General features: G+C 56.7%; 12 protein-coding genes. 5 read left to right on the plus strand and 7 right to left on the minus strand.

Features of this window, described 5'->3' with window-relative positions:
• Nucleotides 1-233: 233 nt before the first annotated feature.
• On the plus strand, nt 234-671 hold the full coding sequence (uspA, locus tag ACMGEE_RS17375; protein WP_125289982.1) for a universal stress protein UspA: 438 nt from the start codon (nt 234-236) through the stop codon (nt 669-671).
• Between the two features lie 63 nt (nt 672-734).
• Here uspA and rsmJ read toward each other — a convergent pair whose 3' ends face one another.
• On the minus strand, nt 735-1,493 hold the full coding sequence (gene rsmJ, locus ACMGEE_RS17380) for a 16S rRNA (guanine(1516)-N(2))-methyltransferase RsmJ (RefSeq protein WP_253457348.1): 759 nt from the start codon (nt 1,491-1,493) through the stop codon (nt 735-737).
• Nucleotides 1,490-3,538 (minus strand): oligopeptidase A, encoded by a 2,049-nt coding sequence (gene prlC / locus ACMGEE_RS17385; protein ID WP_436830391.1) that lies wholly within the window; start codon nt 3,536-3,538, stop codon nt 1,490-1,492. The genes rsmJ and prlC overlap by 4 nt, the downstream gene beginning before the upstream one ends.
• Nucleotides 3,539-3,719: 181 nt before the next feature.
• Between prlC and ACMGEE_RS17390 the strand changes: the two genes are divergently transcribed.
• The gene (locus ACMGEE_RS17390) at nt 3,720-4,544 is read left to right on the plus strand and encodes a CPBP family intramembrane glutamic endopeptidase (RefSeq protein ID WP_370734968.1); all 825 of its coding nucleotides are present in this window, start codon (nt 3,720-3,722) and stop codon (nt 4,542-4,544) included.
• Nucleotides 4,545-4,635: 91 nt separating this feature from the next.
• The gene (locus tag ACMGEE_RS17395) at nt 4,636-5,478 is read left to right on the plus strand and encodes a 23S rRNA (adenine(2030)-N(6))-methyltransferase RlmJ (protein ID WP_253457340.1); all 843 of its coding nucleotides are present in this window, start codon (nt 4,636-4,638) and stop codon (nt 5,476-5,478) included.
• Between the two features lie 38 nt (nt 5,479-5,516).
• Here ACMGEE_RS17395 and rnz read toward each other — a convergent pair whose 3' ends face one another.
• Nucleotides 5,517-6,431 (minus strand): ribonuclease Z, encoded by a 915-nt coding sequence (gene rnz / locus ACMGEE_RS17400; RefSeq protein ID WP_253457337.1) that lies wholly within the window; start codon nt 6,429-6,431, stop codon nt 5,517-5,519.
• Between the two features lie 177 nt (nt 6,432-6,608).
• Between rnz and gorA the strand changes: the two genes are divergently transcribed.
• Nucleotides 6,609-7,961 carry a glutathione-disulfide reductase gene (gene gorA, locus ACMGEE_RS17405; protein WP_301253347.1) on the plus strand — a complete coding sequence of 451 codons (1,353 nt, stop codon included), beginning with the start codon at nt 6,609-6,611 and terminating at the stop codon, nt 7,959-7,961.
• 42 nt (nt 7,962-8,003) lie between these two features.
• On the opposite strand, the gene ACMGEE_RS17410 is transcribed toward gorA, so the two are convergent.
• A complete protein-coding gene (locus tag ACMGEE_RS17410) occupies nt 8,004-10,094 on the minus strand; it encodes a hypothetical protein (protein ID WP_370734969.1) in 2,091 nt (696 codons plus the stop codon).
• Between the two features lie 294 nt (nt 10,095-10,388).
• The gene (locus ACMGEE_RS17415) at nt 10,389-12,563 is read right to left on the minus strand and encodes a TonB-dependent siderophore receptor (RefSeq protein WP_301289648.1); all 2,175 of its coding nucleotides are present in this window, start codon (nt 12,561-12,563) and stop codon (nt 10,389-10,391) included.
• A 298-nt stretch (nt 12,564-12,861) separates the two neighbouring features.
• Here ACMGEE_RS17415 and ACMGEE_RS17420 point away from each other — a divergent pair, with 298 nt between their 5' ends.
• Nucleotides 12,862-13,683 carry an alpha/beta fold hydrolase gene (locus ACMGEE_RS17420; protein WP_301253350.1) on the plus strand — a complete coding sequence of 274 codons (822 nt, stop codon included), beginning with the start codon at nt 12,862-12,864 and terminating at the stop codon, nt 13,681-13,683.
• A gap of 39 nt (nt 13,684-13,722) precedes the next feature.
• Here the strand turns inward: ACMGEE_RS17420 and birA are convergent, their stop codons facing one another.
• Both birA and murB read right to left on the minus strand, forming a co-directional pair.
• The gene (birA, locus tag ACMGEE_RS17425) at nt 13,723-14,688 is read right to left on the minus strand and encodes a bifunctional biotin--[acetyl-CoA-carboxylase] ligase/biotin operon repressor BirA (RefSeq protein WP_253457326.1); all 966 of its coding nucleotides are present in this window, start codon (nt 14,686-14,688) and stop codon (nt 13,723-13,725) included.
• Nucleotides 14,685-15,722 carry a UDP-N-acetylmuramate dehydrogenase gene (gene murB, locus ACMGEE_RS17430; protein WP_301253351.1) on the minus strand — a complete coding sequence of 346 codons (1,038 nt, stop codon included), beginning with the start codon at nt 15,720-15,722 and terminating at the stop codon, nt 14,685-14,687. Before murB ends, birA begins: the two co-directional genes overlap by 4 nt.
• Between the last annotated feature and the right edge of the window lie 448 nt (nt 15,723-16,170).

Here is a 16,170-nt window from a genome sequence, read left to right on the forward strand (position 1 = left end):
ATTTTTTCCAGCATGCGCGAGTCTGGAGATAAAAAGAGGCGCAGATTCATTTTGATCCCGCTCGCAAAGGTGAGGCGCTGACCGGGATTTGTTAACATTTTTCGCTATACTGTAAAGATAAAAAACGCGTCGCGACAGGCGCGGGGAACCCTGCCACATCGCATTAATTCAATGTGTTATGATGCCAGACTGCCTGCATGTATGCAGCCGCACCGAATGGAAGGAGTAGCATTATGTCTTACAAACACATTCTGATTGCCGTGGATCTTTCACCAGAAAGTAAACTGCTGGTGGCAAAAGCGGTATCTATGGCCCGCCCTTACGACGCCAAAGTGTCGCTGATCCACGTTGACGTTAATTACTCCGATCTCTATACCGGCCTGATCGACGTAAACCTGGGCGATATGCAAAAAAGGATTTCCGAAGAAACCCACTCCGCGCTTTCCGATATTTCAAACAGCGCTGGCTACCCGATTTCCGAAACCCTTAGCGGCAGCGGCGATTTGGGTCAGGTACTGGTGGACGCCATCAAACGTTACGATGTGGATCTGGTGGTTTGCGGCCATCATCAGGATTTCTGGAGCAAGCTGATGTCCTCGGCCCGCCAGCTGATTAATACCGTGCATATCGATATGCTGATTGTGCCGCTGCGCGATGAAGAAGAGGATTAAGGTTTCTTTATCGTGCGATAAGCCGCTTCCGCTGGTTCAGGGGAAGCGGCTTTTTACTGCCTGCTACTGCCCGGTGTTCAGCGGCGGATAGATATCAAAACGGTGGCTTTTGGTGACCACGGCGGACTGCGTGGCGACGCCTGCCAGCGGCGGCGCATAGTCGGGCCGCTTGACCACCACGCGTTTTTTCGCCAGCCGTCGCGCCGGTTCCAGTAGCCCGTCGGCATCGTCATCCGCGCCTACCAGCGTCTGAAACACGCGCATCTCTTTCTTCACCAGCGCGCTTTTTTGCCGGTGCGGATACATGGGATCGAGATAAACCACGTCCGGCTTTTCGCCGATCGCTGCCAGCGCCTCCAGGCTGGAAGCGTGCACCAGCGTCAGGCGCTCCCGTAACCAGCCGCCGATTTCCGCGTTGCGGTAGCCGCGCTGCAGGCCGTCGTCCAGCAGTGCAGCGACCACGGGATGCCTTTCCAGCATCTGCACGCGGCAGCCCAGCGAGGCGAGGACAAAGGCGTCTCGTCCCAGTCCCGCCGTGGCGTCAGTCACCACCGGCAGATAGCTGCCCTTGACGCCGACCGCTTTCGCGACGGCTTCGCCGCGCCCGCCGCCAAAGCGACGCCGATGCGCCATCGCGCCGTCGACAAAGTCCACAAAAATGCCGCCCAGCTTCGGCTCATCGCGTTTGCGCAGCTCCAGACGGGCGTCGGTCATCACCAGCGCCATCGGCGCGTCTTCGTCGTGCTCTAACTGCCAGCGTGCGGCCAAAACAGATAAGGCGCCGTCTCCGGCGCCCGTTTCGTCAATCAGGCAGATCTTCACTCAGCAGGTTCCTGAATGCCGTAGTGCGCCAGCATCGCGTCCAGCTGCGGCTCGCGGCCACGGAAGCGTTTGAACAGCGCCATCGGCTCTTCGGCCCCCCCGCGCGTCAGGATATTGTCCAGGAAAGACTGGCCCGTTTCGCGGTTGAAAATGCCCTCTTCTTCAAATCGCGAATAGGCATCCGCCGCCAGCACGTCCGCCCACAGATAGCTGTAGTAACCCGCCGCGTAGCCGCCAGCGAAAATATGGCTGAAGGCGTGCGGGAAGCGGCCCCATGACGGGGCTGGCACCACGGCCACCAGCTTTTTAATCTCTTTCAGCATCTCCAGGATCTGCGCGCCCTTCGCCGGATCGAACTCGGCGTGCAGGCGGAAGTCGAACAGGCCGAACTCCAGCTGGCGCAGGATAAACAGCGCGGCCTGGTAGTTTTTCGCCGCCAGCATTTTGTCCAGCAGCGCCTGAGGCAGCGGCTCGCCGGTTTCATAGTGGCCGGAAATAAAGGCCAGCGCCTCCGGCTCCCAGCACCAGTTTTCCATAAACTGGCTTGGCAGCTCTACCGCATCCCACGGCACGCCGCTGATACCGGAAACCCCCGGGGTGTCGATACGGGTCAGCATGTGGTGCAGGCCGTGACCAAACTCGTGGAACAGCGTGGTGACTTCATCATGGGTAAAGAGCGCCGGCTTGCCGTTCAGCGGGCGGTTGAAGTTACAGGTCAGATAGGCGACCGGTTTTTGCAGGCTGCCGTCGGCACGACGCATCTGGCCGACGCAATCGTCCATCCACGCGCCGCCGCGTTTGTTTTCACGCGCGTAAAGATCCAGATAGAAGCTGCCGCGCAGCTCGCCGCTCTCGTCGAACAAATCGAAGAAGCGCACGTCAGGGTGGTAAACATCCACATCTTTACGCTCTTTAGCGGTAATGCCGTAGATACGCTTAACGACTTCGAACAGGCCGTTGACGGCGCGCTCTTCCGGGAAGTAAGGACGCAGCTGCTCGTCGCTGATGGCGTACAGGTGCTGCTTCTGTTTTTCACCGTAGTAGGTCAGATCCCATGGGTTCAGCTCGTCGATCCCGTGCTCTTTTTTCGCGAAGGCGCGCAGCTGCTCCAGCTCTTTTTCCGCCTGCGGACGGGCGCGCTTCGCCAGATCGGTCAGGAAGTCGGTGACCTGCGCCGGGTTCTCGGCCATTTTGGTCGCAAGGGATTTTTCGGCATAGGAAGAGAAGCCCAGCAGCTGCGCCAGCTCATGACGCAGCGCCAGCGTTTCCGCCATCACTTCGCTGTTATCCCACTTCCCGGCGTTCGGCCCCTGATCGGAGGCGCGGGTGGAGTAGGCGCGATACATCTCTTCGCGCAGCGCCTGGTTGTCGCAGTAGGTCATCACCGGCAGATAGCTTGGAATATCCAGCGTCAGCAACCAGCCTTCCTGCTCTTTGGCTTCCGCCTGCGCTTTGGCCGCGGCCAGCGCGCTTTCCGGCATTCCGGCCAGCTCGCTTTCGTCGGTAATCAGCTTGCTCCAGCCCATTGTGGCGTCGAGCACGTTGTTGCTGTAGGTCGAACCAAGCTCGGACAGGCGAGCGGCGATTTCACCGTAGCGCTTCTGCTTCTCTTTCGACAGGCCGATGCCGGACAGTTCGAAATCGCGCAGCGCGTTATCTACCGCTTTTTTCTGCGGCGCGCTCAGCGCGTCAAAGCTGTTTTCTTTCAGGTTGCGGTAAGCCTGGTACAGGCCTTCGTGCTGACCCACCCAGGTGCTGTATTCCGACAGCAGCGGCAGCGTTTGCTCATAGGCCTGACGCAGCTCCGGGCTGTTTTTGACCGAGTTCAGATGGCTGACCGGCGAGAACAGGCGGCTCAGGCGATCGTCGGCTTCTGACAGCGGCTGCACCAGGTTATCCCAGGTATAAGGCGCGCCCTGGGCGACAGCCTTTTCCACCGCCGCACGGCACTCTTCCAGCGCGGTCGTTACGGCTGGCACCACGTGTTCTGGCTTAATAGCGGAAAAAGGCGGAAGCGTAAAAGAAGTCAGCAACGGATTGGTCATAGCGCAGTCCTTGTTATCGATGTATGGGGCGCGTTGCCGCGCGCGATTAAGCTAACATGAGGTTAAGTGTAGCGAAAATCAATGGGGCACCGGCGGGCTTAAAAAAGGCAATTGCCTGCAAAGCGCAGCGGGAGCATACTTTTTCCGCAATTTATTCTGTTGACTCACAGGGAGCGTCTTTATGTGGTACTGCCTTGCCGCATCGTTGTTCTTTCTGCCTTTTTACCGCCGCGTTTCGCTGACCCTGCTGGCTGTCTCGCTGATTGTGGGCGTCAGCAATCATACCGTGCAGCTACCGGCGCTCGGCGCGCTGGCGGCAATGGGCGCCGTCGCCTTTTTTTGTTACAGGCAGCAGGCGCGAAACGCTTTGGGCGCGGTCGGAGAAGCCTTGCTGTTGCTGAGTGCGGTTGCGCTGATGCTGCATCTTGTGCCGGGCTTTAATAATTTGCGCATCGTTTCCGGCGTGCAGGTTGGGCCAGAGAGCGCGCCTTTTACCTTCTATTACAACTTTGACAAGGCGCTGATCCCCTTTGTGCTGCTGGGCTGCCTGCCAACGCTGCTGAAACGTCCGGCCGCGCCGCCCGCTAACCGGCTGTGGTGGCTGGTTTTGCTGCTCTCTATGCCCACGCTGCTGCTGATCGCCACGCTGGCTGGCGGCCTGCAAGTGGAGCTGCATCAGCCGGCCTGGCTCGGCGCTTTTATGCTGGCTAACCTGTTTTTTGTTTCGCTGGCCGAAGAAGCGCTGTTTCGCGGCTACGTGCAGCAGCGCCTGAGCCAGCGGCTCGGCAACGTGTGGGCGCTGCTGATTACGGCCGTGCTGTTCGGCCTGGTACATTACCCAGGCGGGCCGATGCTGGTCTTTTTTGCCGCGCTGGCCGGCGTGATTTACGGCCTGGCCTGGCTGTGGAGCGGACGCGTCTGGGTTTCCACGCTGGTGCATTTTGCTTTTAATCTGTTGCAGCTGCTGTTTTTTACCTATCCCTTCTGGCTGCATCAGCCCGGATAGCGCATTTTTTCCGCCAGACGGTTATACTGGGCAGGAATCGTGCCGCTCGTGCGGCACACTTGCTTTTTTCCCACCGGACAAATCCCACGACATGCTGAGTTATCGCCACAGTTTTCACGCCGGCAACCACGCCGACGTTCTCAAACATACCGTTCAGAGCCTGATCATTAACGCGCTTAACGAGAAGGATAAACCCTACCTCTATCTCGATACTCACGCGGGCGCCGGACGCTATCAGCTGGGCAGCGAACATGCCGAACGGACCGGAGAGTATCTGGAAGGGATTGCCCGTATCTGGCAGCAGGACGACGTGCCGGAAGAGCTGGAAAGCTACCTTTCCTGTGTGAAAGCGCTTAATCCTAACGGCAGGCTGCGTTTTTATCCCGGCTCGCCATTGATTGCGCGCCATCTGCTGCGCCCTTACGACAAGCTGAACCTGACCGAGCTGCATCCCAGCGACTATCCGCTGCTGCGCAATGAGTTTCAGAAAGACGAGCGCGCGCGGACGGAAAAAGCGGACGGCTACCAGCAGCTGAAATCCAAACTGCCGCCGCCGTCGCGTCGCGGTCTGGTGCTGATCGATCCGCCTTACGAAATCAAAACGGATTACCAGGCGGTAGTGAAAAGCATTCAGGAAGGCCACAAGCGCTTCGGCACCGGCGTGTTCGCCCTGTGGTATCCGGTGGTACTGCGCCAGCAGATCAAACGTATGTTTGCCGAGCTGGAAGCGACGGGCATTCGCCGCATTCTGCAAATCGAACTGGCGGTACTGCCGGACAGCGATCGCCGTGGCATGACCGCATCGGGCATGATCGTGATTAACCCGCCGTGGAAGCTGGAGCAGCAGATGAAAAACGTGCTGCCGTGGCTGCATAAGCAGCTGGTGCCAACGGGCACCGGCCATACCAAAGTCAGCTGGATCGTGCCGGAATAAGCCCGGCCTGCCGGTCGGGCGCTGCCCGACCGCGTTAGCTATAGCGGAAACAGCGCAAAATCGTGCGCCATGTCGGTAGCCGGAAAAATCGCCCGACACTCCGCCAGCAGTCGTTCCGCATCCTCACGCAGATAGCGCGAGCTGAGATGGGTAATAATCAGCTTTTTCGCCCGCGCGTCCTTTGCCATGGTGGCCGCCTGCACCGTTGACGAATGGCCGCGACCGTTGGCTTTCTCCTCCATGGCGGCTTCCAGCGTCGCTTCATGCACCACGACGTCAGCCTCAGCCGCCAGCGCGCTTGCCGCCGCCGTGGGCGCCGTGTCGCCGAAAATCGCCAGCGTCCGCCCTTTAATCGCCGGGCCAAGATAGCGGCTGCCGTCCACTACGCGCCCATCCTCCATCGTGACCGTTTTGCCCAGCTTGAGCTGTTGGAACAGCCGTCCGGGCTTGATGCCGTCCGCCAGCAGCCGTTCCGCGTCCAGCGTGCCGGGCCTGTCATGTTCTTCGATGCGAAAGCCGTAGCACTCCACCGGATGCGTCAGCGGAAAGGCCGTGACGCGGAAATGCTCGTCGCTGAAAAGCTCTCCGGCGCCGATTTCCACAATCTCCAGCGGAAAAGTCAGCCACGAGCCGCTCAGGCTGAGGGACATCTCCACAAAGGTTTTGATGCCTGGCGGCCCGTAGAGCGTGATCCCCTCGCTGATGCCGTTCATCGAGCGGCTGGTCAGCAGACCAGGCAGGCCGAAAATATGATCGCCGTGCAGGTGAGTGATAAAAATCTTTTCCAGTTTGCCGGGCTTGACCGCGCTGCGCAGGATCTGATGCTGCGTTCCTTCGCCGCAGTCAAACAGCCAGCTGCCGCTGCGTACGCCCTGTAAATTTAAAGCGATGCTGGTAACGTTGCGCTGGCGGCTTGGCGTCCCCGCGCCGGTACCTAAAAAAAGCAGTTCCATTCCGTCTCTCTTTGCCGGTTTTTAAATCAAAAATAGCGATTTACGTCACGCTTTATGCCGTTTATCCGCGCTTCTGACGCGCCCGCCCTATCACAATCATAGACGCAAACTTTGCGGCATTTGGCCGTCAGGCGTTACACTAGTGCCAATTAATTCGACCCTTATGGAACTCTTTCGATGACCAGACATTATGACTACCTTGCTATCGGCGGCGGCAGCGGCGGCATCGCTTCCATTAATCGTGCGGCCATGTATGGACAAAAATGCGCGCTGATCGAGGCGAAAGACCTTGGCGGCACCTGCGTGAACGTCGGCTGCGTGCCAAAAAAAGTGATGTGGCACGCGGCACAGATCGCCGAAGCGATTCATCAGTATGGCCCTGACTACGGCTTTAATACCACCGTCAACAGCTTTGACTGGGCGACGCTGGTTAAGAACCGTAGCGCCTATATCGACCGTATTCATACCTCGTACGATAACGTGCTGGGCAAAAATAACGTAGACGTCATCAAAGGGTTCGCTCGTTTTGTCGACGCCCATACGGTGGAAGTGAACGGTGAGAAGATCACGGCGGATCATATTCTGATCGCGACCGGCGGCCGTCCAGTCCATCCGTCTATTCCGGGTGCGGAATACGGTATCGATTCTGACGGTTTCTTTGACCTGGACGCGCTGCCAAAACGCACTGCCGTGGTCGGCGCTGGCTATATCGCCGTTGAGATCGCAGGCGTGGTTAACGCGTTAGGCTCTGAAACTCACCTGTTCGTGCGTAAACACGCGCCGCTGCGTACCTTCGATCCGCTGATTGTGGATACGCTGGTGGAAGTGATGAACGCGGAAGGCCCGACGCTGCATACCGAATCGATTCCGAAAGCGGTGATTAAAAACGCCGACGGCAGCCTGACGCTGCAGCTGGAAAACGGCAAAGAGCAGACCGTAGACTGTCTGGTCTGGGCCATCGGTCGTGAACCCGCTACCGACAACCTGAATCTGAGCGTGACCGGCGTTGAGCTGAACGAGAAAGGCTATATCAACGTTGATAAGTATCAGAACACCAACGTGAAAGGCATCTACGCCGTGGGCGACAACACCGGTGCCGTCGAGCTGACGCCGGTAGCCGTAGCCGCCGGTCGTCGTCTTTCCGAACGCCTGTTTAACAACAAGCCGGACGAGCATCTGGATTACAGCAACGTGCCAACCGTGGTCTTCAGCCATCCGCCTATCGGCACCGTGGGCCTGAGCGAGCCGCAGGCGCGCGAGCAGTATGGCGATGACGAAGTGAAGGTCTATAAATCCGCCTTTACCGCTATGTATACCGCCGTAACGCAGCACCGCCAGCCGTGCCGCATGAAGCTGGTTTGCGTGGGCAAAGATGAGAAGATCGTCGGCATCCACGGCATTGGCTACGGCATGGATGAAATGCTGCAGGGCTTCGCGGTGGCGCTGAAAATGGGCGCGACCAAGAAAGACTTCGACAATACCGTGGCTATCCACCCAACCGGCTCGGAAGAGTTTGTCACCATGCGCTAACGGCGCATCCCATAAAAAAAGGCCGGCCTTCGCTGGCCTTTTTTATTGCCCGTTTGCCAGCGCCTTTAACGAGCAGCTGTTGATAAAACGCGGCAGGGTGTCCGCAGGCAAATAGCGCAGCTGCCCGTTTTCCGCCTTTAACAACGCCTGAAAAGACATGGCCGGAAACCCGTTAAAAACCATTGTCAGCGCCATCACCGGGCCGTCAGCAAGCTGCCGTTCCGAAACAATCGGCTGGCTCATCCGCCAGCGACGGGCCAGATCGGATTTAACGACGTTAAGCTGCCAGGCAGGGTTTTGCGCCTCCAGCGTCGGGTTATAGCGCCCATAGCGGATGCGATAAGCACGCTGCCTTAGCGAGCTGGCCTCCGGGGACTGAAGCTGCTTATCCAGGCTAATTTCGCAGCGCAGCTGGTAGCTGTTGGCAAAACGGTTTTTTCCGTCGGCTTCGGTAAGCAGCGATGTCATCACGAAATCGATCGCCAGCGTATCGGTTATAACCGCTGTCGGACGGGTATTCTCATTCTGCCAGCGATCCGGCGCGACGCGGGTCAGGATCATCAGCGGCGCCTCCTGCGTGCTCAGGCGGGCCATAATCGGCGGCAGGCTGATGTAGCCGTTAGGCACGGGTACGGGCACGCTGAGCGCCTGCGGTACCGGATCCGGCCTGGCGCCGTTTAGCGGCAGCCGCCAGATTTTGACCAGCGGCGGATGGTTTGCTGGTTTTCCGCTCTCTACCCGCCGCAGATCGGCTGCCGACCACGCCAGCGCCAGCAGCGCCGTGCCCTGCGCTTTACCCAACCGAACCGACGATAGCGGCTCATCCGTCTCTGCGGCATTTAAAAAGAAGCGCTGGATCTCTCCCGTGTGGCCGTTGCCCAGCCTCTGCCGCGCTACCGCCACGCGCGTGGCGTAATCTTCCCCGCTGTCATCGCGAATAAACTGCCTGCCGTCTGCCGAAACCCCTACGCCGCGAGCAAAAACCAGCGCATGAGTGATATGGCCGACGTCGTCCCGTTCAAACAGCATATCGTGTGACAGGAAGCGATACTGATTGTGGACGGAGGTTGACGGGCCGTTCAGCGCGTAATCGGTCATGGGCTTTCTGACATCGCCCGGCATAAACGCGTTCTGCTCGATTTTTACCGTGGTTTTGTTGCTGCTCAGTACGCCGCGATGGGTCAACGAAACCAGCACCGGCTGATTATCAATAACGGCCAGCTTATTGATTGAGGCGTCGGCATCCTGCGAACAGGCATCCTGAGCACAGCCGGGAAAGCTCAGCGCATGGCTCGACTTCTGCGGCGTTTCCTGCCGGGCGATGGCAAACGGGATCAGGTGAACGCTGGTATCGCTATAGGAGTTACGAGCCAGGGAAACCAGCGGCGGCAGCGCGGCATCTTCACCTGAGGGCCTGTCCGTTACTATCGGCGGCGTGACCACCAGCACGCCGGGAAAAGGCAGCGCGCTGACGCGGCTGCTTTCCGGCGGCGTCGCCAGCACGCGCATTTTCACGGTGTTGCGCCGAAAGTAGAAGGTGCGAACGCCAAAATCCCGCCCCGGATCGCCGACGGTTTCCTCGGGTACGGCACGTCCTACAATGTAATCGTCGGCCCTGGCCGGCTGCGGATCGTACTCAAACCAGGTCGAGCTTCTTCTGCTGTGAAAAGAGCCTGCTCCGCCCAGCGTTACGCCCAGCAGCACTTCTTTCGCCTCGTGTTCGCAAGCCGCGTACGCCGACAGCGGATCCTGAGAGTTTCCCTGCCGGTTGATCTGACGGCATAAACGATAGGCGGACTGCTGGAGCTGGCTGTCGCAGTCCGCCTGGGTATAACCGTAGGTCGCATAGCCATGGCGGTAACAGAGGTCGTGCATCACGCAGGCCTGACGAAAGCGCAGAGAAATAGCCGACCCGTCTTCCGCAGGACTGAAAGCAATTTTTTCCATCAGTTTCGGGATGGAGCAGTTCAGCCCCGTGCCCTGGCCGCCCAGAATCGCTTCCGTAGCCAGCGAAGCGCGGTAGGTGGTAAAGGTGGAAGGCGCTTCCGTCTCTTCCGGCTGCGCCAGATCCGGAAAAACTTTTTCAGCGGCCATGCCGCTAAATAAACGGCAGACGATAAGCGTCAGGGCCAATAATATGAAGCATCCTGCCAGTAAAGTTAGCCAGCGATGGGAACGAATAAATGCTTTTAGCCTGGCCATAGTGGACGCCCCTTGTTAAGTCTGCCGCTGCGTTGGTAGTAAGGCGATTAGGGCCTTTTTCTGAGGATATTGAAGGGAGTATAGGCACGCTTATATTTACGCAGGGAACGACCTGCAGGGGAAAAGGTAATTTCAAAATAAAAAACGAATGTGGCGGCCGCGTACGCGATCAATCACCAGCGGCGAAGGGAAATAAAAGCCAGCCGGGGCTGGCTTTATCCGTGCTTAAAACGAAAGCGTAACGCCCGCGTACCAGGCGCGGCCAGGCTCGTTATAGGTCGAAGCCCCTTCGTTTTCACGATAAATACGCTTGTCGAACAGGTTGTTGATGCCCGCTTTCAGCTGTACATCCTTTATTACGGCATAGTTCACGCCAACGCCCACGATAGAGTAAGGCGCAACTTCTTTATCGGAAAGTGAACCATTTTCGGTATTACTTTCAGCGTATTGACGAGGTTTTTGCTTGCCGTAGAACGTCCAGTTCAGGTTGGTAGAAAGCTTGCTGGTCACCTTATAATCCAGCATTGTATTAATGGTGTATTCAGGAATAATCGACAGCGGATTGCCGGTGTCTTTATTTTCCGAAGTGATCATATAGGTCGCATTGGTACGCCATTCCAGCATTTCTTCGATCAAAGGAATAGTCAGGTTACCTTCCAGTCCTTCCACCAGCGCCTTGCCGCCGTTTTCCCAGCGCAGAACATGATAACCATCCGAAGCTATGCCAATAAAATCCGTGCCGGAGACGATTTTATTTTTGTAGTCGTTACGGAAATAGGTAATCCCTGCCGCATAGCCCGCGTTAGCAAACTCCAGACCAACCTCTTTATTGATGCTGATTTCCGGATCCAGATCGTCGTTGCCCATCAAATAACATTTGCTGTCGATCCCGATCGGGCAGCCGTTGCCCCGCGTTTTTAGCAAATAGCCTTCGCTGGACTGATAGAGGTTAGGCGCTTTAAATACGCGCGCGATACCGGCTTTCAGCTTGAAGTGTTCACCTAATGCCTGAGAAGCATTGAGGCTGGGGCTGTAGTTAGCGCCAAACTTGCTGTGATAGTCAACGCGTAAACCGGGGATCAGGTTGGTGCCGACGACCGGCTCAATGTTATCTTCCAGATAAAACGCGCTCATCTCCGCGCTGTTTTTAGCGCTGCGGTTGTCCGTGATGCCACTGCCCGATACGCCGCTGGCATTGGTAGCGCGCATCGAAGCGGGGTCGTTCAGCACTTCGCGGTTCCACTCTGCTCCCAGCGTCAGCGTTTGCTCCAGCCATTTTTCCAGCGGGATAGTTGCTTCGCCGCTGGTGCGGTAATTTTGCAGACGGCTGGTGTCATAAGTCTCGCTGTCGATCATTCCCTCTACGCGACCTGTCGTGCCTTCATGCAGACGGGTATTGTTGGTTTTCTCGTAGTAGAAACCGACTTTTGACTGCCCCCAGTCCCAGACGCCATTGTGCGTAACGCCATAGGTCTGACGATACATGCGGTTGGTTTCCTGGCCGTACAGCGTCGGCACCAGATCGCTGATATTGCCGTTGCTGTGCTGCGTATCGCCCGCATAGATATTGCCCTGGCGGCTGTAGCCCACATCGAAATCGACAATTTGCGTCGGCGTCATTTTCCAGGAGAGCTGCGCGTTAATATCTTTGTTGCGTACCCCTTCCCGACCCGCCGCGTGGCTACCGTTTTCTGCGGTATTGATATCGTAAGCATCGGCGTCGGTTTTATTGATATTGCCATACAGCCGCGCGGTCAGCGCTTCGCCCGCCAGCGGGCCGCTCAGGCTGAAGTTGGCGCGTCTGGTGGCGCCTTCCTTGTCGTTTTCCGGCTGGCTGGTAAACAGCGACAGTGAACCGTGCCAGTCGTTGGTGGGGCGTTTGGTGATGATATTGATCACGCCGCCCGCCGCGCCGGAGCCGTAGCGCGCCGCCGCTGGCCCGCGCAGTACTTCTATACGCTCGACCATCTCTGCCGGCACCCAGTTGCTGTCGCCGCGCGTATCGCGTTCCCCACGCCAGCTGTAGCGCACAGAATTGCGCGACCTCGTCGGTATGCCGTCAATCAGGATCAGCGTGTTTTCCGGCCCCATGCCGCGAATATCGATTTGTCGATTGTTACCGCGGCTGCCTGTGGCGCTGTTGCCGGTCAGGTTTACGCCGGGCATCTTGCGGATAATGTCGGAAAGATCGTTAACGGGCGGCTCTTTGGCAATATCTTCCGCAGTAATGACAGAAACGCCCGGCTGCTGTTTTAGCTGCTCTTCAGCAGAGCGGGTCACCACCATTTCCGCCTCGTCATCTTTGACTGCTTCTGTTTCAGCCGTCCAGGCCGGGCCGCTTGCAAAGCAGGCGATAACCATCGCCAACGGCTTGATTTTAAAACTCTTTGTGTCAACCATTAATCATATCCCTGATTATTCATCATGATTTAGTAAATGCGCATGATAACGATAACTATTCTCTTTTGAATAATAAAGGATGAACTTCACAATTTACTTTTCCTTGCAAAGCAGCGGGTAAAACAGGTTTTGATGGCAGGGGCGTCACTGCCAGCAGCAGTAGTCAGACTACGCGTTATCTAAGCCAGGCGGATCTCCATCATTATTTCATCGCTTGTTAAATATTTTGCTTTCTCTTTCTGGCGTAATTGAGGCTAAGGTTAACGAGTCAACCCAACCATAAGCTGAGGAAACACGCATGAGCACGTTCAGGACGCAGGATGGTACGCAGATTTATTACAAAGACTGGGGCAAGGGTAAGCCGGTTCTGTTCAGTCACGGCTGGCCGCTGGATGCCGATATGTGGGACAGCCAGATGAATTTTCTGGCCGAACGCGGCTACCGCGTTATTGCCTTCGACCGTCGTGGTTTTGGCCGTTCCGATCAGCCATGGGAAGGGTATAACTATGACACTTTCGCATCCGATATTAATGACCTAATCGAACATCTCGATCTGCACGATATCACGCTGGTCGGCTTCTCGATGGGCGGCGGCGACGTGACCCGCTATATTGGCCGCTATGGCACCGAACGTGTTAGCGCCCTGGCGCTGCTGGGTGCGGTTACGCCGATTTTTATCAAAACCGATGACCATCCGGAAGGCGTGGACAAATCTGTTTTTGACGATATCAAGGCAGGATTACGTAAGGATCGCGCGCAGTTTATCAGCGATTTCGCCACGCCCTTCTACGGCCTCAACAAGGGAATGACGGTATCGGAAGGCGTAAAAACGCAGACGCTGAATATCGCGCTGCTGGCTTCGCTGAAAGGCACTATCGACTGCGTGACCGCTTTCTCAGAAACCGATTTCCGCCCGGACGTGAAGAAGATCGACGTGCCGACGCTGGTTATTCACGGCAGCAGCGACCAGGTCGTGCCTTTTGAGGCAACCGGCAAGCTGGCCGCCGAAACCATCACGGGCGCGCAGCTAAAAATTTACGACGGCGCGCCGCATGGCTTCGCCGTTACGCATCAGCAGCAGCTTAACGAGGATCTGCTGGCTTTCCTGCAAGCCCGTTAACGCTTTCACGAGAGGACGATAAGGGGCTACGGCCCCTTTTTATTTATCCTGTGGACGCAAAGAGATTTCGCCGCCAACCCAGGATTTGCGTATGCCATCCTGCTCCAGGATCAAGCCGCCCTGCTGATCGATGCCTCTGGCGATGCCCGGTATCTCGCGGTCGCCTATCAGCAGCTTCACCGGCCGGTTCAGGAAATTATCCAGCTTACTCCAGCGCTCAATAAAAGGCGCCAGGCCTTCACGCTCAAAAAGCTGAAGGGATCCGCGCATATTATTGACCAGACTGGCAGCCAGCTTGTTTCTGTCTATGGTGACACCCGCTTCCTCCAGGTTAATCCACGCCTGATTAACTACGCTCGCGTCCGGCGAGCGCATCGCCAGGTTTATGCCTGTGCCGATCACGATATTCGCCGCATCCCCCGCTTTTCCCGTTAATTCCACAAGAATGCCAGCGAGTTTACGATCGTTCAGGTAAAGATCGTTCGGCCATTTTACCCTGACATCGCTTGCGCCCAGCGCCTGTAAGACTTCCGCCGTCACAATGCCGATAACCAGACTTAACCCCATCGCAGCCAGCGGGCCTTGCTCCAGCCGCCAGTACATAGAGAGATAAAGGTTGGAGCCGAAGGGAGAAAACCACTGACGCCCACGACGACCGCGACCCGCCTGCTGATATTCCGCCACGCAGGCATCGCCGGATTGCAGCGTAGCCATTCTGTCCAGCAAATACTGATTGGTGGAATCGATCACCGGGATCACCGCCAGGCCGCCCTGATCCAGCTGTGAGAGGATTGTTTCTTCATTCAGCAGCTGGATCGGGCCTGACAGGCTATAGCCCTTACCGGTTACGGTAAAAACATCAATGCCCCACTCTTTGAGCGTCTGAATATGTTTGTTAATGGCGGCACGGCTCATGCCCAGCCGCTCGCCCAGCTGTTCGCCGGAATGAAATTCGCCGTCGGCCAGAATGGCGACAAGTTTTAACGGAACGGTTTGATCTTTCATGCAATGACTCCGACGGCATCCTGCTCGCCTTCTGCGCCGATAAAGCGCACTTCGGGTTCGAGCCATACGTTGAATTTCTGTCCGACACGCTGACGAACTTCATGCGCCAGCGCCACAATATCGTCACTGGTTGCCCGATCCTTATTGATCAAGACCAGCGCCTGATGCTGATGAACCGCCGCGCCACCTACCGTATAGCCTTTAAGATCGCAGCGATCGATCAGCCAGCCCGCAGCCAGCTTTACGCTGCCGTCAGCCTGCGGATAGCGCGGCATATCCGGCCAGTCTGCCGCAATAGCGGCCGCCTGTTCCGCAGCGATCACCGGATTTTTAAAAAAACTGCCGGCATTGCCCGTTTCGGCAGGATTGGGCAGCTTGCTGCTGCGCATCGCACATACCGAGTCGAAAATCTGTTGTGGCGTGACCGTAGCTGAAGAAAGCCTGCTTAAATCGCCGTAGGTGATGACAGGTGACCACTGCTTTTGCAGGATCAGACCAACGGCGATAATGGCGTAGCCGCATTGATATTGGTGTTTGAAGATACTGTCACGGTAGCCGAACTGGCAGTCCTGCGCAGAAAGGCGGCTGACCTGACCATCAGACAGATGCAGAATATCGACATACTCGCAGACGTTTTTTAACTCGACGCCATAGGCGCCGATATTCTGAATCGGTGCCGATCCCGTACAGCCGGGGATCATCGCCATGTTTTCCAGCCCTGGCAGCCCGTTTTCCAGCGTGTACTGAACCAGCTGATGCCAGTTTTCTCCGGCGCCTACATGCAGATGCCAGGCTTCCGCGCTCTCTTTTACCGTTATGCCTTTGATACGATTGACGATGGCGGTACCGTTAAAGTCCTTTAAAAACAGGATATTGCTGCCTTCGCCTATTAACAGTGCCGGTCGCTGCTGGCGCTGGCTTTCCTGCCAGGCGGCGCTTAACGCTTCTGCCGTGGTAGCAATAACGATATTTTGTGCAGAGACATCAAGATTAAATGTATTGAAAGGTTGTAAAGAGTGCTGCTGGCTGGACATGAGACGGCCTTAACAAATTTATCTGCCCGTAGTTTACCCGATTTCAGAGTGGAAGCGTGGAAGGATTTACTGCGAAATGGCGCTTACGCCAGGATGAGCAGGCTCAAAAAACTGCTGCGCACGCAGAAAAAATAATGACGGAAAAAAGCTTTTTTGGCTCTACTTTCGCATATTTTTGCAGCAAAAAAAAGCGTTGAGTGGCGTTTAAAATAGCCAAAAGCTGAATAGCAAGCCTGGTGGCGGGCTGAAATATGATAGCAGTGGGACAAGGCGAGCTTTTATGCATCTTTTATACGCGTTTGGCTCGGGTGATTACGTCTGTCCTTCTGTTAGCCTGAGTATTTACGATCGCTATCCGGGTTTTCCCGGCGCACAAACGCAAAAAACCCCGACCGTGAGGTCGGGGTTATCGCAATTTGATGCCTGGCAGTTCCCTACTCTCGCATGG

The organism is Erwinia artemisiae, assembly GCF_051400835.1.
GTDB lineage: Bacteria > Pseudomonadota > Gammaproteobacteria > Enterobacterales > Enterobacteriaceae > Erwinia > Erwinia aeris.